We start from the raw sequence: 18389 nt of genomic DNA on the forward strand, positions 1-18389 counted from the left end.
CTGGTGATCGCCGGGGAGTCGGTGATGGCGGGGTTCGGCGGGCTGCGGCTCGCCGGACCCCGCCTTCGTCATCCGTCGCCGCTCACCAGGGTTGCGAGGACTCGATGTCCCACCCGCCGGAAACGGCCTGGCCGGCACCGCCGGATGCGTCCTGCGCAAAGGTCGTCAAGCGGATCCGCCCATAGGTGAGCGACGTGGCATCCGCCAGAGTCGCCCCGGCACCGGCGACCGAGAGCGCCGAGACGACAACCTCCTCGAGCTCCCACCTCGCCGTCACCCTCGGGCTCTCCCCGGGTGCGACCGCTTCGAGCACCGCCCGGCGCAGGTGGATGCCGCGGGCGCACGCGTCGAGCACGCGCGGGGTGGCGCTGCCAAGCCAGCCGGCGACATCCAGGGGGCCGAAACTCACGCGCCCGGCTCCGCCACCGGCTCCCCCGCCGTGCCCGGACCCCGACCCGGCGGAATGCGACATCCCCCAGTCGACCCCGGTGACCTCGATCCACCGTTCATGCCCCTTGGCGGCGGAGTCGCCCGGGATCCCGTCCAGCTGCAGATAGAGATCGATCGACATGTCGCGCTCCGTTCCGGCGTCGCACCCTGCGCCGTCGTGGCCAGGATCCCACTCGGGCAGCGCCTCCGAAAGGTCACCGGGGCTCGCGCCCTGAACCCGCACTTCGCGCGCCCAGCGCGTCGCAGCGGCTCGCATCCGCTCGGCTTCACTGGTCGCAAGGTGCGGGTGGCGCGCGCGTGAACCCGCACTCAGGGCCCAGCGAGTTCAGTTCCCTTCACGTCGGGTTGGTTCGCTGGTCGCAAGGTGCCGGTCCCTGACCTGTCGACGCGCGCTTAGCGCCCACCGAGCGAAGGGGGCTAGCGCCCGCCAAGTGCCATGCCTCGCCGTCCCGCGCCGCGCGCCCGCCCGCCCGCCCGCCACGCGAGTGCAACGCGCGTCGGCGTCAGCGCACGACCACGATTCCCGCACCGGCCGTCGGCGACACCGTAACGCTCCCGGCATACGTCACGAGGACGGGATGGATGCCGCGGGGCAGCGCCCCCGCCGGCACGGTGACCGCGCCGGCGGCCAGCTGTCCGGTGAGCACCCTGCCCGCGACCCGGACGGTGATCGTGCCCGTGGCCGAAGGCCCCGACACGGGGAGCACGGCGACCCGGACGGACACGGCATCCTTCGTCGTGAAGACCACCCTGTCCGTCGTTGCCGTGGCCACCGCCAGGTAGCGTGCCGTGACCGGCGCGCTGTCGGCCGTCGCCGTGTGCGTTGCTGCCGTCGCCGTCACGCGCACGCTGAGCACGCGGCCCTGGTCGGCGGGCTTCACGCGGTACTCGGCGTTGGTCGCACCGGCCAGGGGAGACCCGTCCCGCAGCCACTGGTAGGCGAACGCCGGTCCGTGCGCGTTCCACTCGCCCGGTGTCGCCGTCAGCACGCGGGCCACGTCGGGCGAACCCGAGACGGTCGGCGGCGAGACGTTCGTGAGAGCCAGCGCGTCGGCGATCGAGAAGAGCGTCGTCGTGCCCGACACCTCATTCGCCACCGCGAGCAGCGGCGTCCCGGTCACGGAGGATTCCGCCGGGATGAACACCAGCCCCTCCGGCCCCAGGTCACCGGCGCCGGAGAGCACCGCTGCCGGGTCGTCGGCATCCTCGACCGAGACCGAGAAGTCGCGGTTGCCGATGTAGGTGACGAAGCGGGATGTCGCGGGCTCGGTGATGTCGAAGACGGCGATGCCGCCCACCCGCTCGAAGCCGATGAATGCGTACGAGCGCCCGCTCAGGGTGCCGATCGTGAGACTCTCCGGTTCCGGCCCCTTGTCATCGCTCCGGCCCTCGAGGTTCGATGCCGTGTGGTTGGAGTTGAAGAACCCGGGTTTGGCTGCGGCGGTGATGCGCTCGAAGGCGTCCCCCGAGTCGAAGACCTGCTGTCCGTCGGTGCTCCAGATCGAGAACGACCGCCCGCCGAAGGCATAGAGCTCGTCGTAGCAGCCCTCCGCCTCGTCGAAGCCGAGCTCGCGGGTCACGTTCAGCCGGCCGAGGGCGGCATCCGGCGTATACGCCTCGAGGTTGTCGCAGACAGGCCCGTAGCCGTCCTCCTCGAGGTCCTTCACGCGAGACGGCTCGACGTAGTCGCCCCACTCGCGGGCATCGCCCTCGTTCGCCGTGACGAGGTAGGTCTCGCCGTCCACCGCGTAGGACTGCAGCCCGTCGGGCATGTACACGCCGTGCAGGCCCGGGTAGGTCTCGATGTTGATCGTGGGGGCGCCGTTCGGGTCGCGATCGCTCGCGTCGAGGCCGTTGCCAGGGACGCCGTGGTCCTTGAAGCCGAGCGGCAGGATGTCGGTGACGACGGCGGTGCCGAGATCGAGAACCGCGACCGCGTTCGCCTCCTGAAGGGCCGCGTACGCCGTGTCGCCGTCGATCGTGATGTACTCCGGCTCGAGGTTGCGGCTGACCGGCAGGTCGTCGCCGTGCGGGGTCGGCCCGAAGACGCGCACGCCCTCCGGCAGGGCCTCGCCCTCGAAGGCGTGGAAGTCCGCCGTGCGCACGTCCGTCTGCGTCGGCGCCGTGAGTTCATCGAGGTCGGGCAGGCTCACGATCGAGACCGATCCCTCCGGATCGATCGAAAAGTCCTCGGCCGGTTCGCCCTCGTTGGCGACGACGGCGTACGAGCCGTCGGCCGAGATGGAGACCATGTCGGGCAGCGCGCCCACGGTGACCCCGCCGAGAGAAGCGGATGCCGCATCCGGGGCGTTCGCGTCGAAGAACACGAGGTGACCGGGGTCGGTCTTCACCGGGGCCTCGAAGGCGATCACGCCGAGTGCGTCGGCGCGCACCGCGACCGAGTTGGCGACGCCGTCGGAGCTGATCTGGAATTCCTTCACAATGTCGGCCGGGTCGGAGTAGTCCAGCACGTCGACCGAGCCGGCCTGCGCGTTGACGACGAACAGCCGGTCGCCATAGGGGACGACGATCTCGGCGCCCGACTGGTCGAAGAGCCCGCTCTCGAAGGTGCCTACCGGCTCGAGTTCGAGCGCGGCGTCGTCGGCCGAGTAGATGATCGGGTCGGCGACGATCGCAGCGGATGCCGCGGTCAGCGGCGCGGCGACGAGCGCTCCGCAGGCGGCCAGAGACGCGGCTGCCAGTACGCTGCGGCGGGGGAGAAGAGAAGGCATCGATGTCCTCGGGTCCGGGATGTCGCACGGAATGTGCCGCACCCTTTCGTAGTGAGCGCCGGTGTCCGCCGGGTGAACGTCTACCCAACGGTTCAGCGGCTGGTCGTCCTGCGATATAGTTGGATGTCCAGCTAAAATGACCATCGTGCCAATGACGGCGCGGGAGGAGTCGACAGAATGACTCGTGACCTCACCCATTTCGTGGGCGGAAAGCACGTCGACGGAACATCAGGGCGGTTCGGCGACGTCTTCGACCCCAGCAGCGGCACCGTCCAGGCCCGCGTCCCGCTCGCCAGCACCGCCGAGGTCCAAGCCGCGATCGGCGTGGCGGCGGACGCGCAGCTCGAGTGGGCGGCGCAGAACGCGCAGAGGCGCTCCCGCGTGCTGCTGCGCTTCCTCGACCTCATCGGCAAGGACATGGACAGCCTCGCCCGCCTGCTCTCCAGCGAGCACGGCAAGACCATCGACGACGCCAAGGGCGACATCCAGCGGGGCGTCGAGGTCATAGAGTTCGCCGCCGGCGCCCCTCATCTGCTCAAGGGCGAGTACTCGAGCGGGGCCGGCGGCGGCATCGATGTCTACTCGATGCGCCAGCCCCTCGGCGTGGTCGCGGGCATCACTCCCTTCAACTTCCCGGCGATGATCCCGCTCTGGAAGGCCGGCCCCGCGCTCGCCGCAGGCAACGCATTCCTCCTCAAGCCGAGCGAGCGTGACCCCTCGGTTCCGTTGCGGATCGCCGAGCTGTTCCTCGAGGCAGGGCTTCCCGCAGGTGTCTTCAACGTCGTCAACGGCGACAAGGAGGCCGTTGACGCGATCCTGCACGATGACCGCGTCAAGGCCGTAGGCTTCGTCGGGTCGACGCCGATCGCGCAGTACATCTACGCCACCGCCGCAGCCAATGGCAAACGAGCGCAGTGCTTCGGCGGCGCCAAGAACCACATGATCGTGATGCCCGACGCCGACCTCGACCAGGTGGCCGATGCACTCGTCGGCGCCGGCTATGGATCGGCGGGCGAGCGGTGCATGGCGATCTCCGTCGCCGTTCCGGTCGGCAAGGAGACGGGGGACGCCCTCGCCGCGAAGCTCACGGAGCGGGTGAAGCACCTCAAGGTCGGCCCGGCCCTCGAAGACGGGAACGACTACGGTCCGCTCGTCACCGCCGACGCCAAGAAGCGCGTCGAGCACTACATTCAGCTCGGGGTGGATGAGGGCGGGACCCTGCTCGCGGACGGCCGAGGGTACAGCGTCGACGGCTACGAGAACGGGTTCTACCTCGGCCCGACCCTCTTCGACGACGTCACCGCCGACATGGCGATCTACCGCGAGGAGATCTTCGGCCCGGTGCTGATCATCGCCCGCGCCGAGGACTACGAGCAGGCGCTCGCGATGGCCACCGACCACCAATACGGCAACGGCGTCTCGATCTTCACGCGCGACGGCGACGCGGCGCGTGATTTCGCCGCCCGCGTCGAGGTCGGGATGGTCGGGGTGAACGTGCCGATCCCCGTGCCGATCGCGTACCACACGTTCGGCGGCTGGAAGAAGTCCGGCTTCGGCGACCTCAATCAGCACGGCCCGGACGCGTTCCGGTTCTACACGAAGACGAAGACCGTGACGAGTCGCTGGCCGTCCACCACGCTTCGCTCGGCTCAGCAGACGAAGGAAGGGGCGAGCTTCGTCATCCCGACGATGCACTGATCATGTTCACCACCTACACAGACGAACGAGCGGCCCTCGTCGAGGCCGTCCACGATTTCGCCGCTGCCGCTCTCGCCCCGAACGCCGCCCGCTGGGACGCGGAGAAGCACTTCCCCGTCGACACCCTCCGCGAGGCGGGCGAGATCGGCCTCGGGGGAATCTACGTCGGGGAGGATGTCGGCGGCTCCGGCCTCTCTCGCCTCGACGCCGTCGCGATCTTCGAGGAGCTCGCCAAGGGCGACGTGACGATCGCCGCCTACATCTCGATCCACAACATGGTGGCGTGGATGATCGACGCGCACGGGACCACCGAGCAGCGCCGCCAGTGGCTGCCGCGGCTCGTGACGATGCAGGACCTCGGCAGCTACTGCCTCACGGAGCCTGGAGCGGGTTCGGATGCCGCGGCCCTCACCACGTCGGCGGTGCGGGACGGCGACGACTACGTGCTGAACGGCACGAAGCAGTTCATCTCGGGTGCCGGCACCTCGGCGGTGTACGTCGTCATGGCGCGCACGGGCGAGCCCGGGGCGAAGGGCATCAGCGCCATCGTCGTCCCGGGCGACGCCCCGGGGCTCGGCTTCGGACCGAACGAGAAGAAGATGGGCTGGAACGCGCAGCCGACCCGGCAGGTGATCTTCGACGACGTGCGCGTTCCCGTGTCCAACCTGCTCGGCGCGGAAGGCGACGGCTTCGGCATCGCCATGAAGGGCCTGAACGGAGGCCGCGTCAACATCGCGGCGTGCTCGCTCGGCGGAGCCCAGTGGGCGTTCGACAAGGCACTGCGCTACGTGCAGGAGCGCGAGGCCTTCGGCGGCCCGCTCTCAGCGAACCAGTCGGTCGTGTTCACGCTGGCCGACATGGAGACCGATCTGCAGGCCTCGCGCGCGCTGCTCGAGCGCGCCGCGGAGAAGATGGATCAGGGCGCTCCGGATGTCGCCATCGCCTGCGCGATGGCGAAGCGATTCGCGACGGATGCCGCCTTCGGCGTCGCCAACACCGCCCTGCAGCTGCACGGCGGGTACGGCTACCTGCAGGAGTACGGTCTCGAGCGCGTCGTGCGCGACCTGCGCGTGCACCAGATCCTCGAGGGCGCGAACGAGATCATGAAGCTCGTCGTCGGGCGCGGCCTCCTGGCCGCGAGCCGCTGAGTTCGGAACCCGCCGCCGCATCCGCTTCTGACACCGACCGCAAAGGAGCAGTCATGACCACCATCGCCTTCCTCGGACTCGGGCACATGGGCGGCCCGATGGCCGCCAATCTCGTGAAGGCCCAGCACCGCGTGCTGGGCTACGACCTGGTGCCGGCGGCGCTCGAGGCCGCGACGGCGGCCGGCGTCGACGTGGTCTCTTCGGGGCAGGATGCCGCGGCATCCGCCGACGTCGTGATCACGATGTTCCCCGGCGGCCGGCACGTGCTCGATGCGTACCGCGGCTCCGAGGACACCCCCGGGCTGCTCGCGGTCGCGAAGCCCGGTACCTTGTTCATCGATTGCTCCACCATCGCCGTCGACGAGGCGCAGCAGGCGCACGAGCTCGCAGAGGCCGCGGGGCATCGCAGTCTGGACGCTCCTGTGTCGGGCGGAGTCGTCGGCGCCGAGAACGCCACGCTGGCGTTCATGGTCGGCGGATCGGAGGAGGACTTCGCCGCGGCGCTGCCCGTGCTCGAGGCGATGGGCCGTCGCGTCGTGCACTGCGGCGGACCCGGCCTCGGCCAGGCGGCGAAGGTCTGCAACAACATGATCCTGGGAATCTCGCAGATCGCCGTCGCCGAGGCGTTCGTGCTGGGTGAGCGGCTCGGCCTCACGCATCAGGCGCTGTTCGACGTGGCATCCAACGCGTCCGGGCAGTGCTGGGCGCTCACGACCAACTGCCCCGTACCGGGGCCCGTGCCGACCAGCCCGGCCAACCGGGACTATCAACCGGGGTTCGCCGGCGCTCTCATGTCGAAGGACCTCGGGCTTGCCGAGCAGGCGATCGATCTCACGGGCGTCGACGCGCGCCTCGGGCGCCTCGCGCGCGAGATCTACCGGGACTTCGCGGCGGGGGACGGCGCCGGGCAGGACTTCTCGGGCATCATCCACACCGTCCGCGCCCGCAGCACGGAGGCGTAGCCGGTCAAGCAGCGCTGAGGCGTAGCCCGTCAAGCAGCGCTGCGGCGTAGCCGGTCGAGCAGGAGGAGGGGTTGGGGCGGCCGGCCCGAACCCCTCCTCCTTTCACAGCACCAGCAGGATGCGTCCGACGGAGGTGGGCGCGAAGGTGCCGTCGCCGGCGTATCTCACGACCACGCGGCCCGTCCCCGTGGACTTCGGCAGGGGAATGCGAGTGGTGCCATCAGCGCCGAGGGTTGCCGTGCCGCGCTTCTTGGCGTTCACCCACACCTCGACGGTGCCGGTCGGAACCGCACCGGCGACCCCCTCGACCTGCACGTCCACGACCTTCTCCGCGGAGCGCCTCACCACCCAGCGCGTGCCGTCCGTGGAGAGCTCGGGCTCGGCGCGGACGACGCGGTAGTCCGTCTCCGCCGACTCGGACGCGAGGATCGGGGGATCGGAGGACTCGGAACCCGGGTACTCGGCGGTGAGCGTGTGGGCGCCCACCGCAAGATTCGCCGGCAGGACGGCCGAGCCGACGGCCCGCCCGTCCCCGTCGGCGGCGAGGTCGATCGTGGCCACCTGCACGCCGTCGGACAGCACGGCGACCGTCCCCGTGGGGGACGTGCCGCCGGGCAGGGCGCCGTCGGCCGTGACCAGCACGCGCGCGGTCGCAGGGCTGCCGAAGGCCGCTTCGGCGCGCGTCACCGACAGCGTGATGGCGGATGCCACGGGAGCGACCGCCTCGATGCCGGCCACCTCCGCGAGGAGGGCGACGGCCGTGCCGGGGTCGCCCGCCATCAGCGCGTGCTCGGCGTCCGCGGTGATCGCCTCGGCATCGGAGGGAAGCCCGTCGCGACCCGTGACGACGGCATCCTGCGCGAGATCGCGCACGAGCGAGACGACGAGCCCCGCGGCTCGTGCGGTCGCCCGGTCCTCGCCGCCGAGGACGGCCGCGGCATCCGCGATGAGCGCCAGCGCCTCTTCCGCGGAAGCCGGATCGAGGTCCTCACCGCTCCACACGTCCGCGTCGAGGATCGCCTGCACGGCGTCGCGGGCGTCACCGGCTGGCAGCCCCGCGACCGCCTCGTCCAGGCGGTCGCGGCCCGAGTCGGTCCGCAGCCCCCAGCCATAGGCGTACTCGGGGTCGTAGTCCTCGTCGCCCGCGTTGATCGGAACCTGCTCGGCCGACGCGGGCCATGTGACGGGGAGCCGGCCCGTGAAGGGGCGGTCGCCGAACAGGGCGTCGGCGACTCCCGCGCCCTCCGAGCCGGGCAGCCACGACGCGACCAGTGCATCGATGTCCGGCAGCTGATCGCTGACGAGCTGCGGACGGCCCGCCACGACGAGCACGACGCACTCGACGGCGGCGCAGACGGTGTCGATGGCGGCGCGGTCCGCCGCCGAGAGCGAAAGGCTCTTGCCGCTGTTGCCGACGTCGCCGACGCCTTCCGCGTACGGGGTCTCGCCCACCACGACGATGCCCGCACCGGCGTCGCCGATCGGGGCCGAGGCATCCTCGGAATAGGTCACCGCCGCACCGGGGGCGACCTCGGCGATCCCCTCGAGGATGCTCGTGCCCTGCGTGATGTCGCCCGATCCGCCCTGCCACGAGATCGTCCAGCCGCCCGCCTGGTTGCCCAGGTCGTCGGCGTTGGAGCCCGCGAGGTAGATCTTCGCGTCCTTCGCCAGGGGCAGCACGCCGTCGGCGTTCTTCAGCAGCACCTGCGAGGCGCCGGCGGCCTCCCGCGCGACGGCGCGGTGCTCCGCCCCGCCCACGGCATCCTGCCCTGACCGGTCCGCGAACGGCTGATCGAACAGACCGAGGGCGAACTTCTGGGTGAGGATGCGCGTCACGGCGTCATCGACGCGCGCCTCGGTGATCACCCCGGCGCCGACCCCGGCCGCCACCGCGTCGATGAACGCGGCGAAGTTGTAGGGCGCCATGGCCATGTCGACGCCGGCGTTGACGGAGCGGGCCGCCTTCTCGGCGTAGGTGCCACCCGGCAGCTTGTCGATCCCCTCCCAGTCGCTGACGAGGAATCCGTCGAAGCCGAGCTCGCCCTTCAGCAGGTCGTTGTTCAGCGCGCCGTTCTCGTGCATCCGCACGGGTTCGCCGCCCGCGATCGACACCGCGGAGTACGAGGGCATCATCGAGCCCACGCCCGCGGCCATCGCCGGCTCATAGGGCTCGACGTGCAGGGTCCGCAGCTCTTCGAGGGTGCCGACGCGTGTCACGCCCTGGTCGATGGGGTAGCCGGAACCGGTCTGCGGAACATAGGTCGTTCCGCCGTCGCCCACCCAGTGCTTCGCCGTGGCGAGCACCTCGTCGGCGCCCGTGATGTCGCCGGGGTCCTCGCCCTGGAGGCCGACGGTGGCGGCTTCGGCGAACGAGCGGACGAGCGCCGGATCCTCGCCGAACGACTCGTAGCTGCGCCCCCAGCGCTCGTCGCGCGAGACGCACAGGCACGGGGCGAAGGTCCACGGCACGCCGGTCGCACGGACCTCCTCTGCCGTGGCGCGCGAGGCGGCCTCGACGAGGTCGGGGTCGCGCGTGGCTCCGAGCCCCTGGTTGTGCGGGAAGATCGTCGCGCCGACGACATTGTTGTGGCCGTGCACGGCATCCACCCCGTAGATCAGGGGAATCTGCAGCCGGGTCGAGAGCGCCTGGCGCTGGAAGGCATCCACCATGTCGGCCCATCCGGCCGCCGTGTTCTGCGGCGGAACGGAGCCGCCGCCGGAGAGCACCGAGCCGAGGCCCAGGGTGGCGATCTGGTCGGGGGACTGCAGACCGAGGCGCTCCGCCTGCGCCATCTGCCCGATCTTCTCGGCGAGCGTCATCCGAGCGAGAAGATCCTGCACGCGCTCCCCGTTCGTCAGTGAGTCATCGAGGTAGGCGAGACCCACGGCGTTCAGCACCACGCGCGGCTGGGTCGGCACCGTCGCGCCCGCCGCTTCGAGGGTGAGCACGAGGGAGCGGGAGACATCCTCCGGCGCCGTCGCGAGGGTGGGGACGTCGATCGTCTGTGAAGACCCGGATGCCGTGCCGGCCGGGAAGACGAGCGAGCCCGACGTGGCTTCGTAGTGCGTGCCGGCCTCGGCGGTGCCCGCGGCATCCGCGTAGGTGACCTCGATGTCGGCCGTCAGCGGTTCGCCGTCGGTCGAGGTGACCGTCACCGGGACCGATGCCGTCTCACCCGGCTCGACGAGGGTGACGTCGGGACTCGACACGACGGCGGTCGCGACGGGCGCGGCGGAGCCGTAGAGCTCGACATCGTCGATGGCCCAGTCGACGGCCGCGGCGGTACCGGGCACGAACGTCACGGCGTAACCCCACGATGCCGTCAGGTCCAGGGTTCCGTTGCGCGTCGCCGCGTCACCCGGCTGGTACCCGCCCAGCTGGAACTGGTCGAACGGCAGCTCGACGACCTTCCATCGGCTGCCGTCCGGCGACCAGTTGTCCTTGAAGTCGGCGTACCAGAGCTCGGCGTGCTCGCCGTCGGTGCCACCGTCTTTGATCTCCACCTTGATGTCGGCACCGGCGGTCGGAGAGGCGGGACGCGTGTCCTGTGAGGCGTACCAGAGCAGGCGGATGCCGCGGTACGACGACCAGTCCTGCCCGGCCTCGAGGTTGTGGCTGTAGCCGCCCCACCCGCCGGAGGGAATGAGGTAGTCGCCCGAGAGAACGTGGTTTCCGGCGGGCGCGCCGTCGCGGTCCCGCTCGGTCGCCCCCAGCCCGACGACCGAGCCGTCGGATCCCCAGGTGAACAGGCCGACCGTCGTCCCCGGTTCTGCGAAGGGCACGTCGCCCTCGGCGTCGTCGAGGGTGGTCGCGCGGGTGTAGAGCGCGATGTCGTCGAACGTCCAGGCGCCGGCGCCGAGGTCGGTCAGCGTCACGGCGAAGCCGGTGGATGCCGTGGGGTCGAACCGCGCGTCGGAGGTGGGGTTCCCCTTCAGGCGCAGCTGCGCGAACGGGACGTTCACCCGCCGCCATCCGGCGGTGTCGTCGGTCACGGACCTCTCGAACAGCTGTCCGCCCGACTTGAGCTCGTAGCGGAGCAGCCCGCCACCGCCTGTGCCGAGGAACCAGAACGTGAAGCCGTCGTAGTCCGACCAGTCCGTCGGCGAGATGTCGTGCGTGAATCCGAACCAGTCGCCGGGGGCGGGCGTGGCGCCCACGGTCGCGACGAGGGCGTGGTTGCCGTCCGATGCGCCGTCGCGCGCGGCCTCCGGCGCGCTGAGCACGGGTGTCACATCGGCGTTTATGCCCCACGTCGTATATCCGGCCGGCACACCGGACTCGAAGTCGTCGAGCACCTCGACCTCGTCGACGTCGGGCAGCTCGCCGTGGGGCGTCACCGTCAGGGTGGCGGTCGCGCGGGCGCCGAGCACGAGCCCGGCAGAGGGGTCGGAGAGGGTCAGCCCGATCGTCTTGGGCGGCGAAAGGGGACCGTGGTCGACCGTGGCGACCGACACGGATGCCGCCGTCTCTCCCGCGGTGAATGTCACGATCTCATCCACCGCGGTGTAGTCGCCCGGTGCCGAGGCCGTGCCGCCGGTCGAACGCACCCGTACGCTCGTATCGGCGGTCGCCGGCACCGCCAGCACGACGGGGACGGTCGCCGTCTCGCCGGCGGGCACGGACAGGCCGGATGTGCCGAAGACCGTCGCCACCTGGCTCGGGGTGCCGTAGACCTCGAACGAGAACAGTGAGTAGCCGTACCAGTGCGGGCGCGCGGGATCCCAGTCGAAGCTCACGCGCTCGTTCATGAGCACGCGCACGTAACGGGCCTCGGAGGCGCCCGAGATGGCGAGGTCGTCTGTGCCGCCGTCGGCGTCGGGGACTTCCTGCACGGTGGTCCACGACGTCTCGTCTTCGGGTGCCGTCGTCGCGACCTGGATGTCGTAGTCGGCGGCATACGCGGCTTCCCACGCCAGCACGACGCGGTCCACGGCCGCGGGGGCTCCCAGATCCACCTGCAGCCATGCCCTGAACGGCACCTCCTCGTCAGGCCCGTTTCCGCTGGCCCAGCGCGTGGCCGGGTCGCCGTCGATCGTCGCGGATGCCGGGAACGAGCCGTCCGCGTCGTCCTGGGCTGCCGAAGCCGACGCCGTTCCGGCGAGCGCCAGGTCGCCGGGAGCCGCCGCCGCCGGCACCGCCGCGAACGGCACCACCGCCAGGGGCATGGCGAGCGCGAGCCCCGTGAGGAGCGCGAGGGGGCGCCGGCGGTCGCGGAAACCGCGTGCGGTGGCGGCGAGCGTGGGGATGGGGGAGGACGGCACGGCAACTCCTTCGTCGCTGGTCGCGCCTCGCGGCGCGGCCCGCATCGCCGAGGTGGGGTGGCGAGGCCCGAGGACCCCTCGAGGCGGCAAGGCAGGCTCCCTCAGGGAACCACGATCGCTTACAGATCGGTAAGGCCCCGATTATCACGTTTCGGTAACGGGCGCGAAGGCGGCGCGCGTGGATGCCCGGCTAAAGTGATCACGCTGACCATGACGGAGGACCGATGACGGACTACGAGACGATCCTGGTGGAGACGCGCGGACGCGTCGGGTGGATCACGGTGAACCGGCCCGGGGCGCTGAACGCCCTCAAGAGCCAGGTGATGCACGACATCGCCGACGCATCCACCCGCTTCGACGAGGACGAGGCGATCGGCGCGATCGTCGTCACCGGATCCGAGCGGGCCTTCGCCGCCGGGGCCGACATCAAGGAGATGGAGTCCAAGACCGCTCTGGAGATGGTCATGGGCGACCACTTCGGCGGCTGGGCCCGATTCGCCGGCGTGCGCACGCCCACGATCGCGGCGGTGTCCGGCTACGCGCTGGGCGGCGGCTGCGAGCTCGCGCTGATGTGCGACATCATCCTCGCGGCCGACACCGCGACCTTCGGTCAGCCCGAGATCAATCTCGGAGTGATCCCCGGCATGGGCGGCACCCAGCGCCTGGTGCGGGCCATCGGGTACTACAAGGCGGCCGAGCTCGTGCTGACAGGCCGGCCCATGAAGGCCGCAGAGGCCGAGCGCGCCGGGCTCGTCTCGCGGGTCGTCCCGGCCGAGGACCTGCTCGCCGAGGCGGGCAAGACCGCCGATGCGATCGCGTCGAAGTCGCTGCCGTCGCTCTACGCCGCCAAGGCCGCCCTCGACGCGGCCCTCGAGACGACGCTGGCCGAGGGCATGCGCTTCGAGAAGCAGGTGTTCTCCGGGCTCTTCGGCACCGAGGACCAGAAAGAGGGAATGGCGGCCTTCCGCGAGAAGCGGGCGCCGAACTTCACAAACCGCTGACCCCCTCCCCGGCTACAGCGGGTCGGGCTGGGGCTTCGGATCGCGGAAGTCCCCGGCGTCGCGGCGGAACCGCGCGAGGATCCGCACGAGCTCGACCGTGTCGTCTTCGGTGAGCCCCGGTTCGGCGAAGACCTCGGCGTTCAGGGCCTCCGTCGCCTGCTCCACCAGGTCGCGGCCGGCGGGCGTCAGCGCCACGAGTGCGGCGCGCCCGTCCGCGGGATGCGGCTCGCGCACCACGAACCCGTCTCTGGCCAGCCGGTCGACGGTGTGAGTCACGCTGGTGGGGTGCACCTGCAGCCGCGCGATGGCGCTGCCCATCGGCATCCGTCCCTCCCGGGTGAAGGCCAGCAGGCGCAGCATCTCGAACCGGGCGAAGGACAGACCGAACGGCTTCAGCGTCTTGTCGATACGCGCCATCATGAGCTGCTGGGCGCGGATGACGGAGGTCACGGCCGACATGCCGGATGCGGCATCCACCCACCCGTGCGCCACCCACTGACGCTTCGCCTCGGCGATCGGATCGACCGGGAGCGGTCCACGTGCCATGTGCGCCCCCCTTCCTCGCACCACGGTAGCCGGTCGAGGGGCGCCCGCCGGGCGAACGGGCCGGTCGCGCGAACAATAGACTCGAAGGGCAAAGGAGCGACGTCGAATGAAGATCATCGTGCTGGTCAAGGAGGTTCCCGACACCTACGGGGACCGCAAGCTCTCCCTCGAAACGGGGCTCGCCGATCGCGCGGCGAGCGACACCGTGCTCGATGAGATCGGGGAGCGCGCACTCGAGGTCGCGCTCACCCACGCCGACAAGAACGCCGACACCGAAGTCGTCGTGATGTCGATGGCGCCAGGGGAATCCGCGACCACGGTGCGCAAGGCGCTCGCGATCGGCGCCGCCAGCGCCGTTCACATCGCCGACGAGGCGCTCGCGGGGGCGGATCTCACGCTGACGGCCCAGGTGCTCGCTGCGGCCATCCAGCGCACCGGCTACGACCTCGTGATCACGGGCAACCTGTCCACCGACGGGACCGGTGGTGTGATTCCGGCGATGATCGCCGAGCTGCTGAACGTTCCGCAGCTCACGGCGCTCACGTCGGTCGAGATCTCGGCCGACGGCGTGAGGGGCCAGCGGGCGACGGATGCCGGCACGATGGATGTCGCCGCACCGCTGCCCGCCGTCATCTCGATCACCGAGCGGATGCCGGACGCGCGGTTCCCGAACTTCAAGGGCATCATGGCGGCCAAGAAGAAGCCGTTCCAGACGATGACGCTCGCCGACCTCGACATCGACGCCGAGGACCACTCGTTCTCGCGCTCGATCGTGCTCTCGATCGCGGAGAAGCCGCCGCGCTCCGGTGGCGTCAAGATCGTCGACGAGGGCGACGCGGGCGAGAAGCTCGCCGAGTTCCTCGTGCAGAACCGGCTGGTGTGAGGAAGAGACATGACCGAATACGCAGCTGATTCCATCCTCGTGCTGGTCGATGTGATGCCTTCGGGCGAGCTGGCGAAGAGCGCAGCCGGACTGCTCGGCGCCGCCGCCGGCGTCGGCACGCCCGTGGCGCTGATCGTGGCGGAACCTGGCGCTGGTGCTCCGGCGGCCGAGGCTGCCGGAGCGCTCGGCGCCGCCTCGGTCCTCGTCGCCGAGATGGCCGACGTCACCACGTCGCTCACCGTGCCGACCGTCGACGCCCTCGTGGAGGCGTTCGACCTCGTGCGGCCCGATGCCGTGCTGATCTCCAACTCGATCGAGGGACGGGATGTCGCGGGGCGGTTCGCCGCCCGCACGCGTTCGGGGCTGCTCGTCGATGTCGTGGGCGTCGCCCGTGACCAGGACGGCGTGCTCGCACACCACTCCGTCTACGGCGGGTCGTACAGCGTCGACGCCGCCGTGACCTGGGGTGCGCCGGTCATCACCGTGCGCCAGGGCGCGATCGAGGCGAGGGCGGATGCCGTCACCCCTCGGGTCGACACGCTGGAGGTGCGCGCCTCCGGCAAGGCGGCGGCATCCATCGCCTCGTTCACCGAGGCGGAGCAGACCTCCACGCGGCCGGAGCTGCGCGGCGCGTCCAAGGTCGTGTCGGGCGGACGCGGCCTCGGGTCGCAGGAGAAGTTCGCGCTCGTCGATCAGCTCGCGGATGCCCTGGGGGCGGCCGTCGGGGCGTCCCGGGCTGCTGTCGACGCGGGCTACATCCCGCAGACCGCTCAAGTGGGGCAGACGGGGGTGTCCGTGTCGCCGCAGCTGTATGTCGCGCTGGGCATCTCCGGGGCGATCCAGCACCGCGCCGGCATGCAGACCGCGAAGACCATCGTCGCGATCAACAAGGACGCCGACGCCCCGATCTTCGACATCGCCGACTTCGGCGTGGTGGGCGACCTGTTCACCGTCGTTCCGCAGCTGATCTCGGCCCTCGAGGCCCGGAAGGCGTAGGCGATGGCGACGCTCCCACCCGGGCAGACGCTGCGCCGCGGCCTTCCGCGCCGCCCCGGCGGCGAGCCGTGGCCACCGGCGCGCGCGGCTGCGCCCGCGGGCTCCACGGCCGAAGCCCCGGTGGCCGCAGCTCTGGTCGCCGAGCCTGTCGAGGCGTCGCACACAGCAGCCCCGGCCGCCGCCTCCACAGCCGCTGAAGCTTCGGTCGCCGAGCCTGTCGAGGCGTCGCAGGCCGCAGCTCCGGTCCCCACGGCCCGGGCCGCCGCCGCACCCCCAGTCGCCGACCCTGTCGAGGCGTCGCCCGCTCCGGCCGCCCGATCCCTTCGCCGCGGCCTCCCGCGCGTTCTCGGCGGCGAGCCCTGGCCTGCCGCGGGCATCACCGCAGCCGCGGTCGCAGCGTCCACCGCTCCCACTCCGGCGAGTCCCGCGGCTCCTGCACCGGTCGCTGAGCCGGTCGAAGCGTCGCCCGCAGAGGCCGCGCAACCCGAGCCCGCCGCCGCACCCGCCGTCGCGGCGGCCACCGAGGCATCGGTCGACGCGCGTGCCGGCTCCCTCCGCCGAGGCCTGCCGCGTGTGGCCGGCGGCGAGCTGTGGCCACCAGCGTCCGCGGTTCCGGCCGCGGCGGCGAGGCGTGACGCTTCGACAGGCTCAGCGACCGGGGCCACGGCAGCGGCAACGGTCTCAGCGGTGCCCGCCGACGACGCTTCGACAGGCTCAGTGTCCGGGGTTGCGGCAGCGGCAGCTGCAGCGACCGACGACGCTTCGACAGGCTCAGCGACCGGGGATGAGGTTGCTGAGCCCGCTCCGGCGCCCGACACCGCGATCGAGGTCCGCCCCGCGGCGTCCGCCGTCGCCGTTCCGGCGGGCCCGCGGCCCCCGCTCCCCTTCACCCGCACCGTCTTTCCCGGCGTCGCCGCGGCCTCGCGCCCCTCAGCTCTTCCCGAGCCCGTGCCCGACACCTGGGCGAACCGGCTCCGCCGCCCGTCATGGCCGCTCGCGATCAGCGGACTGCTGGGCGCACTCGCCCTTCTGATCCTGGCGCTGATGGCCGTCTTCGCCGTCCGCTGGGCCATCACGCTGCCGTTCATGCAGGATTTCCTGACGGCGTATCCCGGCGAGTACCCGCTGCCCGAGGGCTCGCAGCCCGGCTTCCCGGCATGGCTGCAGTGGCAGCACTTCTTCAACACCTTCCTCATCGTGCTGATCATCCGCACCGGCCTTCAGGTGCGCACCGACAAGCGCCCCTCGGTGTTCTGGACCCCGAAGTGGTCGAAGAACGGCAAGGGCAAGATCAGCCTGTCGCTGTGGTTCCACCAGTCCCTCGACGTGCTGTGGCTCGTGAACGGGCTGCTGTTCATCGTGCTGCTGTTCGCCACCGGGCATTGGGTGCGCATCGTGCCGACCAGCTGGGAGGTCTTTCCCAACGCCCTGTCGGCCGCCATCCAGTACGTCTCGCTCGACTGGCCGACCGAGAACGGCTGGGTGAACTACAACAGCCTGCAGCAGCTCGCCTACTTCGCGACCGTGTTCATCGCGGCGCCCCTCGCGGTGATCACGGGCGTTCGGATGTCGGGATTCTGGCCCAAGAACGCCAAGGCGCTGAACAAGGCCTACCCGATCGAGTGGGCGCGGGCCGTGCACTTCCCGGTGATGCTGTACTTCGTGGCGTTCATCATCGTGCACGTCGCCCTGGTCTTCGCGACAGGTGCGCTGCGCAACCTGAACCACATGTACGCCGGCAGCGATGCCGTGAACTGGGTGGGGTTCTGGATCTTCGTCGGATCGATGGTGATCATCGGAATCGGCTGGATCGCGGCGCGTCCGCTCGTGCTCGCACCGATCGCCGCCCTCTCGGGCAAGGTCAGCGGGCGCTAGGAGCCGTCGCGGGCCGGGTCGGCATCTGCGGCCGGGTCGCCTCCGGCGCCAGCGCCCCCGGCGGCAGACGCGCCGCCCGCGGCTGCCCCGGCCGCGAACCCCTCGGCGTAGGCCTCATCGGCGCCGAGCCGGAACATGTCGCGCTCGGCGGGGCGGATGATCGAGCGAGCGCCCGGCAGGTCGAGCGAACCGACGAGGTCGGCACGGCCCCGGATGACGGCGACCGGAAGGCCGGCCGCCTTGCCCTTGACCAGGTCGGCGGCCGACGCGAGCTCGTCGCCGACGCACGGCATCGACACCACGAGGGGCCGGCCATCGGCATCCGTCTGCCCCCGCAGATCATCGATCACCTCGACGCCCGCGGCGCCGATGGCGCAGTCGGTCTGGCCCTCGCGCCAAGCCCTACCCAGGGTGTCGGAGATGAGCACGCCCAGCCGGATCCCGAGTCGCTCGCGCAGCCCCGCCGCGAGTGCGCGCGCCGAGGCATCCGGGTCGACGGGAAGGAGCAGGACGGTGCCCTGCGGGGTGTTCGAGGCGTCGACCCCCGCGGCCGCCGAGACCATGCCCAGCCGGTTCTCGACGATGCGCGTCGTGGATCCGTTCGGGGTCGTGCGGGTCGCCACGACACGGACCGTCTCGGCCGTGATGGCGTCTTCGCGGTCGGATGCCTCGACGAAGCGACCCTCGGCCTTCGAGACGATCTTCGATGTCACGACGAGGATGTCGCCCTCCTCGAGTGCGGCGCCGGACGCGAGGACAGCATCCGAGATCACCCCGACGAGGTCGGTGCCCGACGTGACTTCGGGTATGCCCGGAAGGGCCCAGATCTGCAGCAC

At 71.1% G+C, this 18389-nt stretch carries 12 protein-coding genes; 7 read left to right on the forward strand and 5 right to left on the reverse strand.

Features of this window, described 5'->3' with window-relative positions; translation table 11 throughout:
• Nucleotides 1–82: 82 nt before the first annotated feature.
• Together ACPW96_RS18965 and ACPW96_RS18970 are read right to left on the reverse strand one after the other, a co-directional pair.
• Nucleotides 83–571, reverse strand: coding sequence for an Hcp family type VI secretion system effector (locus ACPW96_RS18965; RefSeq protein WP_425884938.1), 489 nt, complete (start codon nt 569–571; stop codon nt 83–85).
• Between the two features lie 382 nt (nt 572–953).
• Nucleotides 954–3182, reverse strand: a complete 2229-nt coding sequence (locus tag ACPW96_RS18970; protein ID WP_425884939.1) for a choice-of-anchor I family protein — start codon at nt 3180–3182, stop codon at nt 954–956.
• A 177-nt stretch (nt 3183–3359) separates the two neighbouring features.
• On the opposite strand from ACPW96_RS18970, the gene ACPW96_RS18975 reads away from it, so the two are divergent.
• From ACPW96_RS18975 to mmsB, 3 genes are read left to right on the forward strand one after another with little or no spacing between them, the layout of a single operon-like run.
• Nucleotides 3360–4880 (forward strand): CoA-acylating methylmalonate-semialdehyde dehydrogenase, encoded by a 1521-nt coding sequence (locus ACPW96_RS18975; protein ID WP_425884941.1) that lies wholly within the window; start codon nt 3360–3362, stop codon nt 4878–4880.
• 2 nt (nt 4881–4882) lie between these two features.
• Nucleotides 4883–6028, forward strand: a complete 1146-nt coding sequence (locus ACPW96_RS18980) for an acyl-CoA dehydrogenase family protein (protein WP_425884943.1) — start codon at nt 4883–4885, stop codon at nt 6026–6028.
• Between the two features lie 53 nt (nt 6029–6081).
• Nucleotides 6082–6990 (forward strand): 3-hydroxyisobutyrate dehydrogenase, encoded by a 909-nt coding sequence (mmsB, locus tag ACPW96_RS18985; protein ID WP_425884944.1) that lies wholly within the window; start codon nt 6082–6084, stop codon nt 6988–6990.
• 102 nt (nt 6991–7092) lie between these two features.
• Here mmsB and ACPW96_RS18990 read toward each other — a convergent pair whose 3' ends face one another.
• Nucleotides 7093–12252 carry a glycoside hydrolase family 3 N-terminal domain-containing protein gene (locus ACPW96_RS18990; RefSeq protein ID WP_425884946.1) on the reverse strand — a complete coding sequence of 1720 codons (5160 nt, stop codon included), beginning with the start codon at nt 12250–12252 and terminating at the stop codon, nt 7093–7095.
• 224 nt (nt 12253–12476) lie between these two features.
• Between ACPW96_RS18990 and ACPW96_RS18995 the strand changes: the two genes are divergently transcribed.
• The gene (locus ACPW96_RS18995) at nt 12477–13253 is read left to right on the forward strand and encodes an enoyl-CoA hydratase-related protein (RefSeq protein WP_425884948.1); all 777 of its coding nucleotides are present in this window, start codon (nt 12477–12479) and stop codon (nt 13251–13253) included.
• Nucleotides 13254–13265: 12 nt separating this feature from the next.
• Here the strand turns inward: ACPW96_RS18995 and ACPW96_RS19000 are convergent, their stop codons facing one another.
• Nucleotides 13266–13799, reverse strand: coding sequence for a MarR family winged helix-turn-helix transcriptional regulator (locus ACPW96_RS19000; protein WP_425884949.1), 534 nt, complete (start codon nt 13797–13799; stop codon nt 13266–13268).
• Between the two features lie 106 nt (nt 13800–13905).
• On the opposite strand from ACPW96_RS19000, the gene ACPW96_RS19005 reads away from it, so the two are divergent.
• From ACPW96_RS19005 to ACPW96_RS19015, 3 genes are read left to right on the forward strand one after another with little or no spacing between them, the layout of a single operon-like run.
• Entirely contained in the window at nt 13906–14682 is a 777-nt protein-coding gene (locus ACPW96_RS19005) for an electron transfer flavoprotein subunit beta/FixA family protein (RefSeq protein ID WP_425821104.1), read from the forward strand.
• Nucleotides 14683–14691: 9 nt separating this feature from the next.
• Nucleotides 14692–15678, forward strand: coding sequence for an electron transfer flavoprotein subunit alpha/FixB family protein (locus ACPW96_RS19010; RefSeq protein ID WP_425884951.1), 987 nt, complete (start codon nt 14692–14694; stop codon nt 15676–15678).
• Between the two features lie 3 nt (nt 15679–15681).
• Nucleotides 15682–17553: a cytochrome b/b6 domain-containing protein gene (locus ACPW96_RS19015; RefSeq protein ID WP_425884952.1), complete on the forward strand. Its 1872-nt coding sequence runs from the start codon at nt 15682–15684 to the stop codon at nt 17551–17553.
• On the opposite strand, the gene cofE is transcribed toward ACPW96_RS19015, so the two are convergent.
• The gene (gene cofE / locus ACPW96_RS19020) at nt 17550–18389 is read right to left on the reverse strand and encodes a coenzyme F420-0:L-glutamate ligase (RefSeq protein ID WP_425884954.1); all 840 of its coding nucleotides are present in this window, start codon (nt 18387–18389) and stop codon (nt 17550–17552) included. The genes ACPW96_RS19015 and cofE overlap by 4 nt on opposite strands.

Origin of the sequence: Micromonospora sp. DT81.3 (assembly GCF_049847225.1) — a bacterium.
GTDB lineage: Bacteria > Actinomycetota > Actinomycetes > Actinomycetales > Microbacteriaceae > Microbacterium.